General features: G+C 41.6%; 17 protein-coding genes. 13 read left to right on the forward strand and 4 right to left on the reverse strand.

From position 1 onward, the window contains the following. Positions 1-36 precede the first annotated feature (36 nt). The 7 genes from pepQ to PESP_RS00095 all read left to right on the forward strand — a co-directional run bounded on the left by pepQ (position 37) and on the right by PESP_RS00095 (position 5,581). Complete coding sequence (gene pepQ / locus PESP_RS00065; protein WP_089346229.1) at positions 37-1,359, forward strand: Xaa-Pro dipeptidase; 1,323 nt, start codon at positions 37-39, stop codon at positions 1,357-1,359. Between the two features lie 88 nt (positions 1,360-1,447). Further along, positions 1,448-2,062 (forward strand): YigZ family protein, encoded by a 615-nt coding sequence (locus tag PESP_RS00070; protein WP_089346230.1) that lies wholly within the window; start codon positions 1,448-1,450, stop codon positions 2,060-2,062. Positions 2,063-2,112: 50 nt separating this feature from the next. Continuing rightward, the gene (locus PESP_RS00075) at positions 2,113-3,564 is read left to right on the forward strand and encodes a TrkH family potassium uptake protein (RefSeq protein WP_089346231.1); all 1,452 of its coding nucleotides are present in this window, start codon (positions 2,113-2,115) and stop codon (positions 3,562-3,564) included. Positions 3,565-3,592: 28 nt separating this feature from the next. Then, complete coding sequence (locus tag PESP_RS00080; protein ID WP_089346232.1) at positions 3,593-4,261, forward strand: flagellar brake domain-containing protein; 669 nt, start codon at positions 3,593-3,595, stop codon at positions 4,259-4,261. A gap of 455 nt (positions 4,262-4,716) precedes the next feature. Continuing rightward, a complete protein-coding gene (locus PESP_RS00085; RefSeq protein ID WP_089346233.1) occupies positions 4,717-4,929 on the forward strand; it encodes an EF-hand domain-containing protein in 213 nt (70 codons plus the stop codon). Positions 4,930-5,073: 144 nt separating this feature from the next. Next, positions 5,074-5,286 (forward strand): calmodulin, encoded by a 213-nt coding sequence (locus PESP_RS00090; protein ID WP_089346234.1) that lies wholly within the window; start codon positions 5,074-5,076, stop codon positions 5,284-5,286. 79 nt (positions 5,287-5,365) lie between these two features. Beyond that, positions 5,366-5,581: an EF-hand domain-containing protein gene (locus PESP_RS00095; RefSeq protein WP_089346235.1), complete on the forward strand. Its 216-nt coding sequence runs from the start codon at positions 5,366-5,368 to the stop codon at positions 5,579-5,581. Positions 5,582-5,666: 85 nt separating this feature from the next. On the opposite strand, the gene trkA is transcribed toward PESP_RS00095, so the two are convergent. The 4 genes from trkA to def all read right to left on the reverse strand — a co-directional run bounded on the left by trkA (position 5,667) and on the right by def (position 9,891). After that, entirely contained in the window at positions 5,667-7,043 is a 1,377-nt protein-coding gene (gene trkA / locus PESP_RS00100; RefSeq protein WP_004588040.1) for a Trk system potassium transporter TrkA, read from the reverse strand. Between the two features lie 78 nt (positions 7,044-7,121). After that, positions 7,122-8,417, reverse strand: a complete 1,296-nt coding sequence (rsmB, locus tag PESP_RS00105) for a 16S rRNA (cytosine(967)-C(5))-methyltransferase RsmB (RefSeq protein ID WP_089346236.1) — start codon at positions 8,415-8,417, stop codon at positions 7,122-7,124. After that, positions 8,410-9,363, reverse strand: a complete 954-nt coding sequence (fmt, locus tag PESP_RS00110) for a methionyl-tRNA formyltransferase (RefSeq protein ID WP_089346237.1) — start codon at positions 9,361-9,363, stop codon at positions 8,410-8,412. Before fmt ends, rsmB begins: the two co-directional genes overlap by 8 nt. Positions 9,364-9,384: 21 nt before the next feature. Beyond that, the gene (def, locus tag PESP_RS00115) at positions 9,385-9,891 is read right to left on the reverse strand and encodes a peptide deformylase (RefSeq protein ID WP_089346238.1); all 507 of its coding nucleotides are present in this window, start codon (positions 9,889-9,891) and stop codon (positions 9,385-9,387) included. 119 nt (positions 9,892-10,010) lie between these two features. On the opposite strand from def, the gene PESP_RS00120 reads away from it, so the two are divergent. From PESP_RS00120 to hemF, 6 genes are all read left to right on the forward strand, one after another. After that, positions 10,011-11,132, forward strand: coding sequence for a LysM peptidoglycan-binding domain-containing protein (locus tag PESP_RS00120; RefSeq protein WP_089346239.1), 1,122 nt, complete (start codon positions 10,011-10,013; stop codon positions 11,130-11,132). A 31-nt stretch (positions 11,133-11,163) separates the two neighbouring features. After that, on the forward strand, positions 11,164-12,255 hold the full coding sequence (dprA, locus tag PESP_RS00125) for a DNA-processing protein DprA (RefSeq protein ID WP_089346240.1): 1,092 nt from the start codon (positions 11,164-11,166) through the stop codon (positions 12,253-12,255). Position 12,256: 1 nt separating this feature from the next. Continuing rightward, the gene (locus PESP_RS00130; protein ID WP_089346241.1) at positions 12,257-12,730 is read left to right on the forward strand and encodes a DUF494 family protein; all 474 of its coding nucleotides are present in this window, start codon (positions 12,257-12,259) and stop codon (positions 12,728-12,730) included. 97 nt (positions 12,731-12,827) lie between these two features. Further along, on the forward strand, positions 12,828-13,403 hold the full coding sequence (locus tag PESP_RS00135; protein WP_089346242.1) for a DNA topoisomerase family protein: 576 nt from the start codon (positions 12,828-12,830) through the stop codon (positions 13,401-13,403). Positions 13,404-13,424: 21 nt separating this feature from the next. Then, positions 13,425-13,988, forward strand: a complete 564-nt coding sequence (gene tsaC, locus PESP_RS00140) for an L-threonylcarbamoyladenylate synthase type 1 TsaC (RefSeq protein WP_089346243.1) — start codon at positions 13,425-13,427, stop codon at positions 13,986-13,988. A 1-nt stretch (position 13,989) separates the two neighbouring features. Further along, positions 13,990-14,940, forward strand: coding sequence for an oxygen-dependent coproporphyrinogen oxidase (gene hemF / locus PESP_RS00145; protein ID WP_089346244.1), 951 nt, complete (start codon positions 13,990-13,992; stop codon positions 14,938-14,940). Positions 14,941-14,984: the final 44 nt, after the last annotated feature.

The following is a 14,984-nucleotide window of genomic DNA, read 5'->3' on the forward strand; positions in this document are numbered from 1 at the left end:
ACTCAAAGCAAGTTAAATTTAATAGATGGATTAACAATGGATAAATTAGCCGTTTTATACGCCGAACATATCGCTACTCTGCAACAGCGCACTCGTACAATTTGCGAGAGAGAAGGGCTCGAAGGGTTAGTAATTCACTCAGGCCAAGCTAAGCGCCAGTTTTTAGACGATATGTATTACCCGTTTAAAGTTAATCCGCATTTTAAAGCTTGGTTGCCTGTAATTGATAACCCACATTGCTGGATTGTGGTAAACGGCAGCGATAAGCCAAAGCTTATTTTTTATCGCCCAATTGATTTTTGGCACAAAGTACCCGACGAGCCTCGTGATTTTTGGGCTGATTACTTTGATATAGAGTTATTACTGCAGCCTGATCAGGTTGAAAAGCTACTCCCATACGACAAAGCTAAGTACGCTTACATGGGAGAATACCTTGAAGTAGCCCAAGCGCTTGGTTTTAGTATTATGAACCCAGAGCCCGTACTTAATTACTTGCACTATAACCGCGCTTATAAGACGCAGTACGAGCTAGAGTGTTTAAGAAATGCCAACCGTATTGCAGTAGATGGCCACAAAGCTGCACGCGATACGTTTTTTAATGGTGGTAGCGAGTTTGATATTCAGCAAGCCTACCTAATGGCTACCCGCCAAAGCGAAAACGAAATGCCGTACGGCAACATAGTGGCGCTTAACGAAAACTGCGCTATTTTGCACTACACCCATTTTGAGCCTAAAGCGCCGTTAACGCATAACTCATTTTTAATAGATGCAGGTGCCAATTTTAATGGTTATGCGGCCGATATAACCCGTACCTACGATTTTAAAAAGCAGGGTGAATTTGCTGATCTGGTTAATGTGATGACGCAAACGCAAATTGAACTTGGTAAAGCATTAAAGCCTGGCATGCTATACGGTGAACTACATGTTGACTGTCATAACCGTATTGCGCAAATACTAAGTGATTTTAATATTGTAAATTTACCCGCTACCGAGATTGTGGAGCGTAAAATTACCTCCACGTTCTTCCCGCATGGTTTAGGGCATCATCTTGGTTTACAAGTACACGATATGGGCGGCTTTATGAGTGATGACAAGGGAGGGCATCAGCCATCGCCAGAAGGGCACCCGTTCCTGCGTTGTACTCGCCTAATCGAGAAAAACCAAGTGTTTACCATAGAGCCAGGGTTATACTTTATTGACTCACTACTAGGTGACTTAGCGCAAACCGACAATAAGCAGTTTATTAACTGGGACAAAGTTGAAGCGTTTAAACCTTATGGCGGTATTCGTATTGAAGACAACATTATTGTTCACGAAGACAGCTTAGAAAACATGACTCGTGATTTAGCACTCGACTAAATCCTTATAAAGACGAGTTAGCCAATACGCGCTAAAATACATAAATACAAAGGGGCCTTTTGGCCCCATTTTTAATTAAGCGTTTACTATGTCTGAATACAAATACCCTGCCGATGACGTGTTTCATCAAGAAGAAATTAAAAAAAGTACCTTTATTGTTCATATAGCTCATACACCTGATTTAAATGCAGCTAAAGCGTTTATTAAAAGCATTGAAGAAAAATACTCAGATGCTCGCCATAATTGTTGGGCACATGTAGCGGGTAACCCCGGTGGTAGCCATGTTTATGGTTTTTCGGATGATGGTGAGCCAAACGGCACCGCAGGCAAACCTATGTTAAATGTGCTGGTGGGATCGGGGCTTGGTGAAATTACTGCCGTAGTTACGCGTTACTTTGGCGGAATAAAACTAGGCACCGGTGGTTTAGTGCGAGCTTATGGTGGCTCACTTAACAATGCGTTATTAAAATTACAAACAGTAACTAAAGTACCTAGCGCAGAGATTGTTGGCCAAAGCGAATACAGTATGCAGGGGGCAATCGAGCAGCATTTAAAAACCAATTACCAAGTGCTTAATATAGAAAAACAATTTACTGCTAATATTGAATGGGTTATTACTATTGATAGCCGCCAAGCAAAACAAGCAATTAAAGATATTTTTGATTTAAGCCATGGCGCAGTTGAGTTAACCATCAAAGAGTAAGACAATAACTTACACACTTATATTTACTAATAATAAAAGCGATAAGCTAAATGCAATTTCGTACCATCATTAAAATCCTTGGCCAACTTGTTGCGCTGTTTAGTATTACCATGGTGCCACCTGCGGTGGTGTCTTTAATCTATAAAGATGGTGGTGGTGTACCGTTTGTTTTGGCATTTATTTTTAGTGTGATCATAGGGTTAACTGCCTATTACCCTAATAGGCATGAAAACGGCGATTTAAAAGCGCGCGAAGGCTTTTTAATTGTGGTTTTGTTTTGGTTAGTACTGGGAGCGTTTGCTTCCTTGCCGCTGATATTTTTACAAGAGCCTAATCTTTCTATGGCCGATGCGGTGTTTGAGGCATTTTCGGGGCTCACCACAACAGGTGCTACTGTATTAACGGGTATCGAATACTTACCTAAGTCGGTATTGTTTTATCGCCAACAACTACAGTGGTTTGGTGGTATGGGTATAATCGTACTTGCTGTAGCCATACTGCCAATGCTTGGTGTTGGTGGCATGCAGTTGTACCGCGCAGAAATTCCAGGCCCCGTAAAAGATTCAAAAATGACGCCGCGTATTGCCGATACCGCCAAACACCTTTGGTATATTTATGTATCGCTTACGGTTACTTGTATGTTGGCTTATTGGGCTGCAGGTATGGAGTGGTTTGATGCAATATGTCATGCGTTTTCTACCGTGGCGATTGGCGGTTTTTCTACTTATGATGCTTCAATAGGGCACTTTGACAGCCCTGTAATTAATTTTATTTGTGTATTCTTTTTAATTATTGCTGCGGTTAACTTTTCGTTGCACTACGCTGCGGTGGCAAGTCGTAATATTCAGGTGTATATACGCGACCCAGAATTTAAAGTGTTTTTGCTTATTCAGTTAGCGCTGGTGGTTATTTGTTTTACTGTGCTTTCATCCAACGAAATATTTGCTGATGGCGACGAAACCCTCGATCAGGCTTTATTTCAGGCTGTATCTATGAGTACCACGGCCGGTTTTGCCACCGATAACTTTTCGGCTTGGCCGCTGTTTTTACCAATATTACTTATATTTTCGAGCTTTATTGGTGGTTGTGCTGGCTCAACGGGTGGCGGTATGAAAGTAGTGCGCGTGTTTTTGCTTTACCTACAAGGCATACGTGAGCTTAACCGTTTGGTACATCCGCGGGCTATTTATTCTATTAAGCTTGGCCGCAAGGCACTCCCAGATAAAGTAGTGGAAGCCGTGTGGGGTTTTTTCTCAGCGTACGCATTAGTGTTTATTATTATTATGCTTGCCTTAATGGGGACCGGCATGGACAACATAACTGCGTTCTCTGCCACGGCTGCGTGTTTAAATAACTTAGGCCCAGGCTTAGGTGATGTTGCTTCGCATTATGGTGCCATTACCGATGGCGCTAAGTGGCTTTTAACCATTGCTATGGTGTTTGGTCGCCTCGAAATATTTACGCTACTCGTGTTATTTACGCCGACCTTTTGGCGTGGCTAAGTGCGCCTAATTAACGCAAGGATGGGATATGCCAGCTAACTTAAATAAATTACATCAACTAACTACAGGAGGGGTGGTTGAACTAGAAATACTCACGCCAACTAGTAGTAAACGCGTTAAAACAGAGTTTATAGGCTTACTTGATAAAAAGTTTATTATATTAAATTACCCAAGTACAAAGCGCTTACCTGGCGCAAACGATTATTTGCGTGATGGCGTAATGGTAGTAGTTAGAGCTGTTATAGAAGGTGGTGATGGGCAGGTTATAGCTTTTAGACAGCAAATTATGTCTATTGCATCACACCCCGCAAGGCTTATATTTATTAACTTTCCTAAACAAGTGCAGTCATTTGAGTTGCGCTCGCAAACTCGTATTCCTACTTTATTACCAGCAAAGCTAAAGCTTGATGACGACAAAGAGGTCGGCGGTATTATTAAAGATATATCTTTAACTGGGGTTATGTTTGAGTTTAACGAAAAGCAAAGCCTAGACAATCTCAAAGATAAAGAGTGCACTGTGAGCCTTAAAAACAGCAGCAACGAAACAAAAAACTTTCAAGGGCAGCTTTGCAGTATTAAAGAACAAGGCGACTCAATGAGCTGTGGCATTAAAATTTTAGCAAGCGAAAACGAAGTAAAAGACTTCATGAAAGAGAACTTTATAGACCCATCAATACTCGGCGCTGAGTTAGATTAGTTTGGGCTTTCGCTTTATGGCAACAAAAAAGCGAATATGCCGTAAATAATTAAAGTAATTTGTTTTAATAAATAAATAGTGTTTTTATTCAGTAAGTTAAAATATTAAAAAACTTTTAAAAATTAAGCTCAGCGAGAGGTTCAGCCAAGGTTTAATTTATTTAGCCTAAAAGTCATCCACCTTTTGTGTAAATTAAATAAGTTGTAGCTATTTAATTATATTTAAATTATTGTTTTTAAAGATAATTTATAAACCCTTCTAAAGCTTGTTGCTATAAAGCAACAAAAAAGCCGACCGTTTAAGCCCCTAACTCCCCATTTTTAATGTAACTAATTAATAAATATAACCTTTTAAAAGTTGGCACCTAAGTTGTAATAGTCTGGGTGTACTGAACAAATACGTGATTTAAAGTAAAACACTTAATCGCACACACATATACTTGAAGGAATTATATTATGAAAAGCATTAATAAAACTTTAGCACTTATCGCTCTTGCTTCATCGTCAGCTGCTTTTGCTGCAACCGACTTTGACACATTAGATGTGGATGGCAGCGGCACAATTAGCCAATCAGAAGCGTCAATCGATGCAAAACTGATGAGCATGTTCTCAGAATTAGATACTGACCAAAACGGTGAGCTATCAAAAGAAGAATTTTCAGAAGCGTAATTTTCGGTTAAAAATCCTGTGTTGCCAATGACAACCTAAGTAGGCAAGGGAGCTTACGAAAAAGGATAACAAGGATGTGTAACCACATAATTTACGAATACCACTTAGTGAACTTAAGTAACTTGTATATTGAAGGATTAAATTATGAAGCATTTAAATAAAGCACTCGCACTAATGGCAATTGCCTCTTCTTCTGCAGCATTTGCGGCATCTGATTTTGACACTTTAGATGTTGATGGTAGTGGCGCAATTAGCCAAGCTGAAGCGTCAGTAGATTCTGATTTAATGGCAGAATTTACTCAACTTGATACAGACGGTAATGGTGAGCTTTCAGAGCAAGAGTTCTCTAAATTTTAAGCTTTCGCTATTAATACATACCGTTAATTTTATACAAATGGATCTTTGAAAAGGACTTCCTCTTAATTAGGAAACTACTATGAAAACATTAAATACAGCACTTGCAGTTATCGTTTTAGCCTCTTCATCAGCAGCTTACGCTGCAGTAGATTTTGCCTCTTTTGATGCCGATGGCGATGGTGCAATTTCAAAACAAGAAGCACAAGTAAATTCACAACTAGTAAAGATTTTTGATGACCTAGATGCTGATGGCAATGGTGAAATTTCTAAGCAAGAGTTTTCAAAAGTACAGTAAAGATTAAGTGTAAAGCAGGGCTGCTTTGCACTGAAAAAACATACTCCACTAAAGCCGCCTTAGTCAGCGGCTTTTTTGTGTTTGTTTATAAAAATATAGCGCTAACTTGAAAGAGCTTTTCTACTACGTTAATGTGCTTTTTATCTATTAAAAACATAATCACGTGGTCACCCGACATAATAACGGTGTCGTCGTGAGCAATGAGCACATCATCGTTACGAACAATTGCACCAATAGTAGTACCTGCGGGGAGCTTTATATCGGCTATTGCACGGCCCACTACTTTTGAGGTGTTTTCATCGCCATGGGCAACGGCTTCAATAGCCTCTGCTGCGCCTTTACGCAATGAGTACACGTTAACAATATCGCCACGGCGTACATGAGTAAGCAAAGCTGAAATAGTTGCTTGCTGAGGAGATATAGCAATATCTATTTCGCCTCCTTGTACCAAATCTACATACGCGCCGCGCTGAATAAGCACCATGGTTTTTTGTGCGCCCATGCGTTTTGCAAGCATAGCCGACATAATATTTGCTTCATCGTCGTTGGTTACGGCAATAAACACGTCAACTTGCTCTATGTGTTCTTCTGAAAGCAGTTCTTGATCTGAGGCGTCACCACAAAATACAACGGTATTATCGAGCATTTCAGAGAGTTGCTCTGCACGCTCTTTACTACGCTCAAGTAACTTAACGCTGTGGTTTTTTTCTAATGAGCGAGCAAGGCCTGCACCGATGTTACCACCCCCTGCAATCATAATTTTTTTGTAAGAGCGCTCTAGCTTTTGAAGCTCGTTCATTACTGCGCGAATATGCTTAGTTGCGGCAATAAAAAACACTTCATCGTCGGCTTCTATTACCGTGGTACCCAGTGGCTTAATTGCTTTACCTTGGCGATAAATAGCTGCCACGCGAGTTTCTACATTTGGAATGTGCTCTTTTAATGCCGATAGCGCATAACCTACCAATAAACCACCGTAATACGCTTTTACAGCCACAAGAGAGAGCATGCCATCGGCAAACTGCAGCACCTGTAATGCGCCTGGGTAATCTATTAATCGACGAATATATTTGGTTACTAACGCTTCTGGGGCAATATAGTGATCGACAGGTAAGTCATCGTTATGAAATAGCTTTTCGCGGTATTTTAAATACTGCTCTGAACGAATACGGGCTATTTTAGTAGGGGTATTAAAAATACTGTATGCAACTTGGCACGCTACCATGTTTACTTCATCAGAGCTGGTCACCGCAATAATCATATCGGCGTCTTCAGCGCCTGCGCGTCTTAACACATCTGGGTGTGCACTGTGGCCAGTAACACCTTGTAAATCGTACTTATCTTGAAGCTCTCGTAGGCGATTACCATCGATATCAACAACGGTGATTTCGTTTTGTTCGCCAACTAAGTTCTCAGCAAGCGTGCCGCCTACTTGTCCGGCACCGAGTATGATTATTTTCATTATTTACCCGAATTACTGTTTAATTAAAAAAATAGCCATTTACTGTTTAATAAATGGCTATTAATAAGTGTACGGCTATTAAGCTTTTTTAACTAGCTTAGCGTAATAAAATCCGTCGCTTTCGCCTGGTAGTAATTGCAAGCCAGGGTTTGCTTGGGTGTCGTTATCGTGCAATGGAATATGCTCAACATCGTCGTTATTAGCTAAAAAGTTAGCCACTTGCTGTTGGTTTTCTTGCGGAAGTACCGAACAGGTTGCGTATATCATGGTGCCGCCTGGTTTAAGTAGCGGCCAAATGCTATTGAGTATATCGCTTTGTAACTTAGCTAAATCTTCAATGTCTGATGCTCGGCGTAACCATTTAATATCAGGGTGGCGGCGTATAACACCAGTTGCTGAACACGGCACATCTAACAAAATACGGTCAAATTGCTGCTCATCCCACCATGTATGTGGTTGTGATGCATCTGCGCATTGTAGGTCTGCACCTAAACCTATGCGGGTTAAGTTTTGCTTAACACGTTCTAGGCGAGTGGCATCGCTATCAAGGGCTAAAACCTCGGCATCGGCAAGTTCAAGTATATGACAGGTTTTTCCGCCAGGTGCGGCACAAGCATCTAAAATGTATTCATCGGCTTTAGGTGCTAAAAAGCGTGCAGCTAGTTGCGCTGCGGCATCTTGCACCGAACACGCACCTACATCAAACTCAGGTAACGAAAATACATCACGCGGCTTGGCAAGTTTAATACCGTCAGCAAACTCTGGGTTTAAAGTGTGTTCAATATCGTTAGCCGTTAACATTTCGCTGTATTCTTGCGTACTGTATTGAGCTTGATTTACACGTAACCACATTGGGGCTTGTTGCTGGTTTTCTTCAAGCAGTGCTTCCCAGTTGTCTGGGTAGGCAGCTTGCACCTGTTTAATAAACCAATTTGGGTGGTTGTATAAACACACTGGTATTTGCTTAGCTTTTTCTTCAAGTTCGCTTTGTTGGCGCTGAAAGCTACGTAAAATAGCGTTTATTAAGCCTTTTAAGCCCAGGGCGCGCATTTGACCTAGTGCATTTACTGTTTCAGAAATTGCGGCATGCGGAGGTACGCGCATGTGCTGTAGCTGGTAAATACCTACGTACAACAAAAACTGAAAAATACGGCGTTTACCTTTAAGCGGTTGTTCCACTAAATGTTGGCAATAGTTTTCAAGGCTTGGTAGGTAGCGTAATACGCCATAACAAATTTGCTGCAACAGGGCTTTATCTTTTGGTGGTAAACCTTGGCTTGCAAAGGGGAGCTCTTGATTAAGCGAAGCGCCTTTATCAACCACGTTATATAAAGTTTCAGCGGCTAGCGCGCGTACATTTGGAACATTACTCATTGTTTTCGCCTAATACGGTGCCAGGTGTTACCCAGTCACTACGACCATTTAAAAAGTCGTTAATTGCCATTGGTTTTTTGCCTTGTGGTTGCAGCTGTGTAATACACAATGCGTGTGTACCACATGCCACTACAATGCCGTTTTTATCGCTTGATAAAACTTCTCCGGCATTGCCTGCTTGCTCAATAACGTTAGCTTGGTAAATTTTTACAGTGTGCTCGCCCATTTGAGTAAAGCAAACGGGCCATGGATTAAAGGCACGAATGTTACGCTCAATTTGCGCTGCATCCATATTCCAATCAATGTTGGCTTCATCTTTAGAGAGCTTTTTAGCGTAATTAGCCAGCTCATCATTTTGAGGCTCAGCTGTTAGCTCGCCATTGGCTAACGTATTAACGGTTTCGATAAGCGCATCAGGGCCTAGCTCTGCCAGTTTAGTGTACAAGCTGGCGCTGGTTTCGTCGGCATTAATAGGGCAGCGGCTAATATGTAGCATATCGCCGGTATCTAGCCCTTCGTCCATTTGCATTATGGTTACGCCAGTTTGCTCATCGCCTGCCCAAATTGCGCGCTGAATAGGTGCAGCACCACGCCAGCGAGGCAAAATAGAGCCATGGACATTTAAGCAGCCTAAACGAGGCGCATCTAAAATAGCTTTTGGTAAAATTAAGCCATAAGCCACTACAATCATAATGTCGGCATTTAAGCTTTTAAGCTCTGTTAGGGCGTCTTCATTTTTTAATGATTGCGGTTGAAAAACCGGTAAGTCGTGTTCAAGCGCAAGCGCTTTAACTTCACTGGCTTTTAATTTTTTACCGCGCCCAGCAGGGCGATCGGGTTGGCTGTAAACACCAACAATTTGATGCTCGCTATTTATGAGTGCTTGTAAATGGCGAGCGGCAAAGTCCGGCGTACCGGCAAATATAATGCGTAGTGGTTTTGTCACTGAGTTTTCCTAAGGTGCTTATTACTGTGCTGCAAATTTAGCTTCTTTTTCAAGCTTTTTGCGAATACGTTGACGCTTTAACGGCGATAAGTAATCAATAAATAGCTTACCTTGTAAGTGATCTAACTCATGTTGAATACAAATAGCTAAAAGCTCATCTGCATCTAATACAAACTCTTCACCGTTTTCGTTAAGTGCAGCAACGGTTACGGTTTCAGCGCGGTCTACTTTTGCGTACGAGTTAGGTACTGATAAACAGCCTTCTTCGCTAATGGTAGAGCCATCTTTTTTGATAATTTGTGGGTTAATTAAAACCAGTGGTTCGTCGCGTTCTTCTGATACGTCGATCACCACAATACGTTGATGAATATCAACTTGTGTAGCAGCTAGCCCAATGCCGTTTTCGTCGTACATTGTCTCTAGCATGTCTTTTACAATTTGGCGAACGTTGTCATCAACTTGTGCAACTTCCTTTGCTACTGTACGTAAACGTTCATCTGGGAATCTTAAAACTTCTAACCTAGCCATAGTTACCTTTTTACACTTGTGCTTAATTTAGGGTATTGTATGCTCTTATTTTAGCCATTCGCGTTCCCCTTTAACAGGTTTTGGTCAATAATAATGAAAAAACAATACAAGGAAGCCCAATGAAATCTCAATTAGCCGCAATTATATTTGCGCTGAGTGCTGCTTTTCCTGCAGCCGCTGATGTTTTACAAATAAAAAAAGATGCTCCAAAACAGTACGTTGTAAAAAAAGGCGACACACTTTGGGATATTTCTGGCATTTATTTAGACGAACCTTGGCTATGGCCTGAGCTTTGGCAAATGAACCCGCAAATAGATAACCCTCACCTAATTTACCCAGGTGATGCCCTCGCTTTGGTGTACGATGCTGATGGTAATCCGCGTTTGGTTATCAATAAAGGCTACCGCAAACTATCTCCGCAAGGGCGAATTACGCCTAAAGGCACTAATGCAATAACTACGTTGCCGCTTGAAATGATCAAACCCTATTTAAGTTTTGAACAAGCTATAAACAGTGACGACATACAAGACAAGCCTTACATTTTAGGTGCTAACGAAAATACTAAAATGCAAACTCTTGGCCATATTTTATATGCTAAAGGCGACTTAAAAGTGCACCAAGCATATGCTATTTATCATCAAGGCAAGCCATATACAGACCCTCAAACGGGTGAAGTATTGGCAAACCGCGCTTCGTATGTGGGTATGGCAAGAGCGTTTAGAAAAGGCGATGAGAGTAACGGCGTGCCATCATCATTACGTGTTGAGTCAGCTAAACGAGAGATTCGCCAAGGGGATTTTTTATTGCCAGCAATGGAAGGGCAAATGTTACCCGCGTACTTTACTATGCACCGCCCAAAACAACCTATGTCGGGTAGTATAATTGCATCCCCTCGTGATGTTAGAGAATTCAGCACAATGGATGTAGTGGTACTAAACTTGGGTGCAAATCAAAATGTAGAAGTTGGTCATATTCTTGATTTAGAACGCCAATCGCCTACTGTTATTGATGGCCCTCGTGGTCCACGTTACCCAGAAGATTCTAGCAAGTATGAAAAACTGTTATCTACTGCAGGCGAGTTGTTTGGCGCTGAGCAAGACGAAAACAGCACTACGTGGACTATGCCAAAAGAAAAAGTAGGCGAGCTAATCGTATTTAAAGTGTATGACAAAGTAAGTTATGCGCTTATTACCGAAAATCAGCACCCAATTCGCGTTGGAGATAGTGTAGTTATTCATTAAGTTGTAGCGAGTCGGTGCTCTAGGAGAGAGCATGGATCAGTCATCTGGCAAGCTAGCCCACTGGCTTGCCTTTTATATGTGTAAAGGGTTGGGTATTAAAACCCTTTTAGCACTATCTCAAACTCAGCACCTCGAATCGTTATTTGATTTATCGAGTGATGAACTACAGCAACTTGGTTTAACGCCTAACCAAGCCTCTAATTTACTTAACACTAATTGGCAACAAGTTAGTTATTACGAGCAACAAATTCAGCAGAATAATATAACTGTTATATGTATATTTGATGCGCTTTACCCCGCCGACTTAAAACAAATAGCCAGTGCGCCCTTACTTTTATTTTGTAAAGGCGATATATCGTTACTATCGAGCCCGCAAATAGCTATTGTTGGTAGCCGAAACGCCACCCCTACGGGGTTAGAAATAGCCTCAGAGCTTGCGTATCAACTAACCATAGCGGGAATAACTGTTACCTCTGGTATGGCACGCGGTATAGATGGCGCAGCCCACAAAGGCGCATTAGCAAATAACGGCAAAACAATCGGTGTACTAGGCACTGGGGTTGATATTTACTACCCTAAACGCCATAAATTACTTACAGACCAAGTATTAGAGCAAGGCCTACTCGTTAGTGAGTTTTTACCTGGCACCGCCGCAAACGCACATAACTTTCCACGACGCAATCGTATTATATCTGGGCTATCGTTGGGCGTTGTTATTGTAGAGGCTGAAATTAAAAGCGGTTCACTTATTACTGTGCGCTACGCTATTGAACAAAACAAAGAGGTGTTTGCAGTACCCGGCTCTATTAAAAATCCACTCTCACAAGCGAGTCACTTTTTAATAAAGCAAGGGGCTAAGCTAGTCGAAAATGTTACCGATATTTTAGATGAAGTGAGCTTTTCTTATCAAAGCGGTCTATATAATAATGAAGAGCCTGTAAATAAACCGTCACAATGTGAGGTGCTAAATAGTATAGGGTATGAAGTAACGAGTGTTGACGAAATTGTACGCCGCGCTCAGTGGCCAATCGATAAAGTACTGGCAAGGTTGCTCGACTTAGAGTTAGACGATGAAATAGAGCGGGTGTTAGACGGTTATATAAAGCTAAGCACAGGAAGGTAATATGTTTGATATTCTCATGTATCTTTTTGAAAACTACATTCATAGCGAAGCCGACATTTATGTTGAGGAAAATGAGCTGACCGATGAATTACTGCGCGCGGGCTTTAACAAGACCGAAATTTTTAAAGCATTAAATTGGTTAGAACAACTTGCCGATTTACAACACAGCGACGAGTCGCCTTATTTAATTACCAAACCCCACCAAGCAATGCGTATTTTTACTGACAGTGAATGTAAAATGCTCAATGTAGAGTGCCGCGGCTTTTTAATGTTTGTAGAGCAAATAGGTGTTGTTAATAGCGTAACGCGCGAAATGGTTATGGACCGGCTCGCTGCGCTTGATAAGCCTTATATTTCGCTCGATGATTTAAAATGGGTCGTACTTATGGTGTTATTTAATGTACCCGGATCAGAAGAGGCCTACGAACAAATGGAAGACCTAATATTTGACGAACCCACCGAGTTACTTCATTAAAAACCAGTACCAAATTGCTTAAACATATATGCACAGCTTGTATCTTTAAGTGGTTTGGGTATATTAGGCGAAAATTCAGCAACCCATTAGGAACTCCATGAGTAAAATCGACCATTCGCTTTTCTCGGCGGATAAACACGCCCTAGAAAAAGAATACGAAGTATGTCCAAAGTGTGGTTCTGAATTAGTGATCCGCAATTCTAAAACAGGCCCATTTTTGGGCTGCGCAAGCTACCCAGCATGTGATTTTATTCGCCCTTTAGCGCATCACGATAGTAACGAAATTAAAATACTTGAAGACTCAGCCTGCCCTGAGTGTGCAAAGCCGCTGGTGGTTAAAAATGGCCGCTATGGTATGTTTATTGGTTGTACAGGCTACCCACAATGCCACTATATAGCCCATGATGACGAGCCAAAAAAAGATGAAGCTGAGCTACCTGCATGCCCTAAGTGTAAAAAAGGGCAGCTAGTAGCAAGAAGTAACAAGTTTGGTAAAACATTTTACTCATGCGACTGTTACCCAAGTTGTAAATATACCCTTAATAATAAGCCTGTAGCGCAGCCTTGCCCTAAATGTGACTGGCCAATTGTTATTGAGAAAAAAATGGCTAATGGCACGGTGCTACAATGCCCACAAAAAAGTTGCCTGCATAAACTAACAAATACTGATTAATATTAATTTCTGGAGCGTATTGTGTCAGACCTTTCTACACTGCCTACGGCAATATCTTGCTTAGAACAAGGCGACGTTATTTTATACCCAACTGAAGCTGTTTATGGGCTAGGTTGCGACCCTGACAATCAACAGGCGGTTGAGAAGCTACTAGCTATAAAGCAGCGCCCTGTAGAAAAAGGCCTTATTTTAATAGCCGACAATTACGGCCAATTATTAAAGTATGTTGATGATGCCAAACTACCTATGGATAAACGTGCCGATATATTTTCTAGTTGGCCCGGTGCAATAACTTGGGTTATGCCCGCGGCGAAAAACACACCTAAATGGTTAACGGGTCAGTTTGATACTATTGCAGTGCGTGTAACAAATCATCCAAGTGTTAAACGCTTATGCCAACAATTAGGTAAACCCCTTGTCTCTACTAGTGCTAATTTAACCGGTCAGCCTACGGTAACAAGTATTGACCAAGCTAAGCAGCAGTTTGAAGATAAAGTAGGTTGTTATATTGATGAGCCTTTAGGTGGCAATACACAACCAAGTACAATTAAAGATGCCATGACTGGCAAAGTGTTTAGAGGTTAATATGCAAAGCGAATTATTAGAACAAGTAAAAGCCTACTTTATGGCTTTGCAAGACACCATATGCAAAGGCTTGGAGCAGGCTGACGGCAGCGCAAAATTTGAAGAAGATAGCTGGCAGCGTGCAGAAGGCGGCGGCGGTCGTACCCGTGTTACCACAAATGGTAATGTAATTGAGCAAGGTGGCGTAAATTACTCCCATGTATTTGGGGCGTCTATGCCAGGCTCGGCGACTGCTCATAGGCCAGAACTTGCTGGGCGCAGCTTTCATGCTTGTGGTGTGTCGTTAGTTATTCATCCTAAAAATCCACATGTACCTACAAGTCACGCCAATGTGCGCTTTTTTATTGCTGAAAAAGAAGGTGAAGAGCCTATTTGGTGGTTTGGCGGCGGATTTGATTTAACGCCTTTTTATCCTGTATTTGAAGATGTACAGCACTGGCACCAAGTAGCTCACGATATTTGCGCACCCTTTGGTAGCGATGTTTACCCAAAATACAAAACGTGGTGCGATGAGTACTTTTACTTAAAACATCGCGACGAAACACGTGGTGTGGGTGGATTATTTTTTGATGATTTAAATGAGCTTGGGTTTGAGCAAAGCTTTGCATTTATGCAGTCGGTTGGTAATGGCTTTTTAGATGCATACTTACCTATAATCGAACGCCGTAAAAATGATGAATTTACACAGCAACAGCGCGACTTTCAGTTATACCGCCGTGGCCGCTACGTAGAATTCAACCTGGTGTGGGATAGAGGCACATTATTTGGCCTGCAAAGTGGTGGCCGAACCGAGTCTATATTAATGTCTATGCCGCCACTGGCGCGTTGGGAATATAACTATAAGCCAACGCCCGATAGCCCCGAGGCTGATTTATATCAATATTATTTACGCCCACAAGAGTGGCTAACAACTAAACCCACCGATTTGATAGCCAGGCAGTGGCAGTTATAAATATTAAATTGAGTTAAAAAGGCGCCTAACAGCGCCTTTTTGCT

This window comes from Pseudoalteromonas espejiana DSM 9414, assembly GCF_002221525.1.
GTDB classification, from domain to species: Bacteria; Pseudomonadota; Gammaproteobacteria; order Enterobacterales; family Alteromonadaceae; genus Pseudoalteromonas; species Pseudoalteromonas espejiana.

Excerpts from the sequence above, each read along its gene's own strand:
- pepQ (WP_089346229.1), top strand. The coding sequence starts at position 37 with ATGGATAAATTAGCCGTTTTATACGCCGAACATATCGCTACTCTGCAA.
- PESP_RS00070 (WP_089346230.1), top strand. The coding sequence starts at position 1,448 with ATGTCTGAATACAAATACCCTGCCGATGACGTGTTTCATCAAGAAGAA.
- PESP_RS00075 (WP_089346231.1), top strand. The coding sequence starts at position 2,113 with ATGCAATTTCGTACCATCATTAAAATCCTTGGCCAACTTGTTGCGCTG.
- PESP_RS00080 (WP_089346232.1), top strand. The coding sequence starts at position 3,593 with ATGCCAGCTAACTTAAATAAATTACATCAACTAACTACAGGAGGGGTG.
- PESP_RS00085 (WP_089346233.1), top strand. The coding sequence starts at position 4,717 with ATGAAAAGCATTAATAAAACTTTAGCACTTATCGCTCTTGCTTCATCG.
- PESP_RS00090 (WP_089346234.1), top strand. The coding sequence starts at position 5,074 with ATGAAGCATTTAAATAAAGCACTCGCACTAATGGCAATTGCCTCTTCT.
- PESP_RS00095 (WP_089346235.1), top strand. The coding sequence starts at position 5,366 with ATGAAAACATTAAATACAGCACTTGCAGTTATCGTTTTAGCCTCTTCA.
- trkA (WP_004588040.1), bottom strand. The coding sequence starts at position 7,043 with ATGAAAATAATCATACTCGGTGCCGGACAAGTAGGCGGCACGCTTGCT.
- rsmB (WP_089346236.1), bottom strand. The coding sequence starts at position 8,417 with ATGAGTAATGTTCCAAATGTACGCGCGCTAGCCGCTGAAACTTTATAT.
- def (WP_089346238.1), bottom strand. The coding sequence starts at position 9,891 with ATGGCTAGGTTAGAAGTTTTAAGATTCCCAGATGAACGTTTACGTACA.
- PESP_RS00120 (WP_089346239.1), top strand. The coding sequence starts at position 10,011 with ATGAAATCTCAATTAGCCGCAATTATATTTGCGCTGAGTGCTGCTTTT.
- dprA (WP_089346240.1), top strand. The coding sequence starts at position 11,164 with ATGGATCAGTCATCTGGCAAGCTAGCCCACTGGCTTGCCTTTTATATG.
- PESP_RS00130 (WP_089346241.1), top strand. The coding sequence starts at position 12,257 with ATGTTTGATATTCTCATGTATCTTTTTGAAAACTACATTCATAGCGAA.
- PESP_RS00135 (WP_089346242.1), top strand. The coding sequence starts at position 12,828 with ATGAGTAAAATCGACCATTCGCTTTTCTCGGCGGATAAACACGCCCTA.
- hemF (WP_089346244.1), top strand. The coding sequence starts at position 13,990 with ATGCAAAGCGAATTATTAGAACAAGTAAAAGCCTACTTTATGGCTTTG.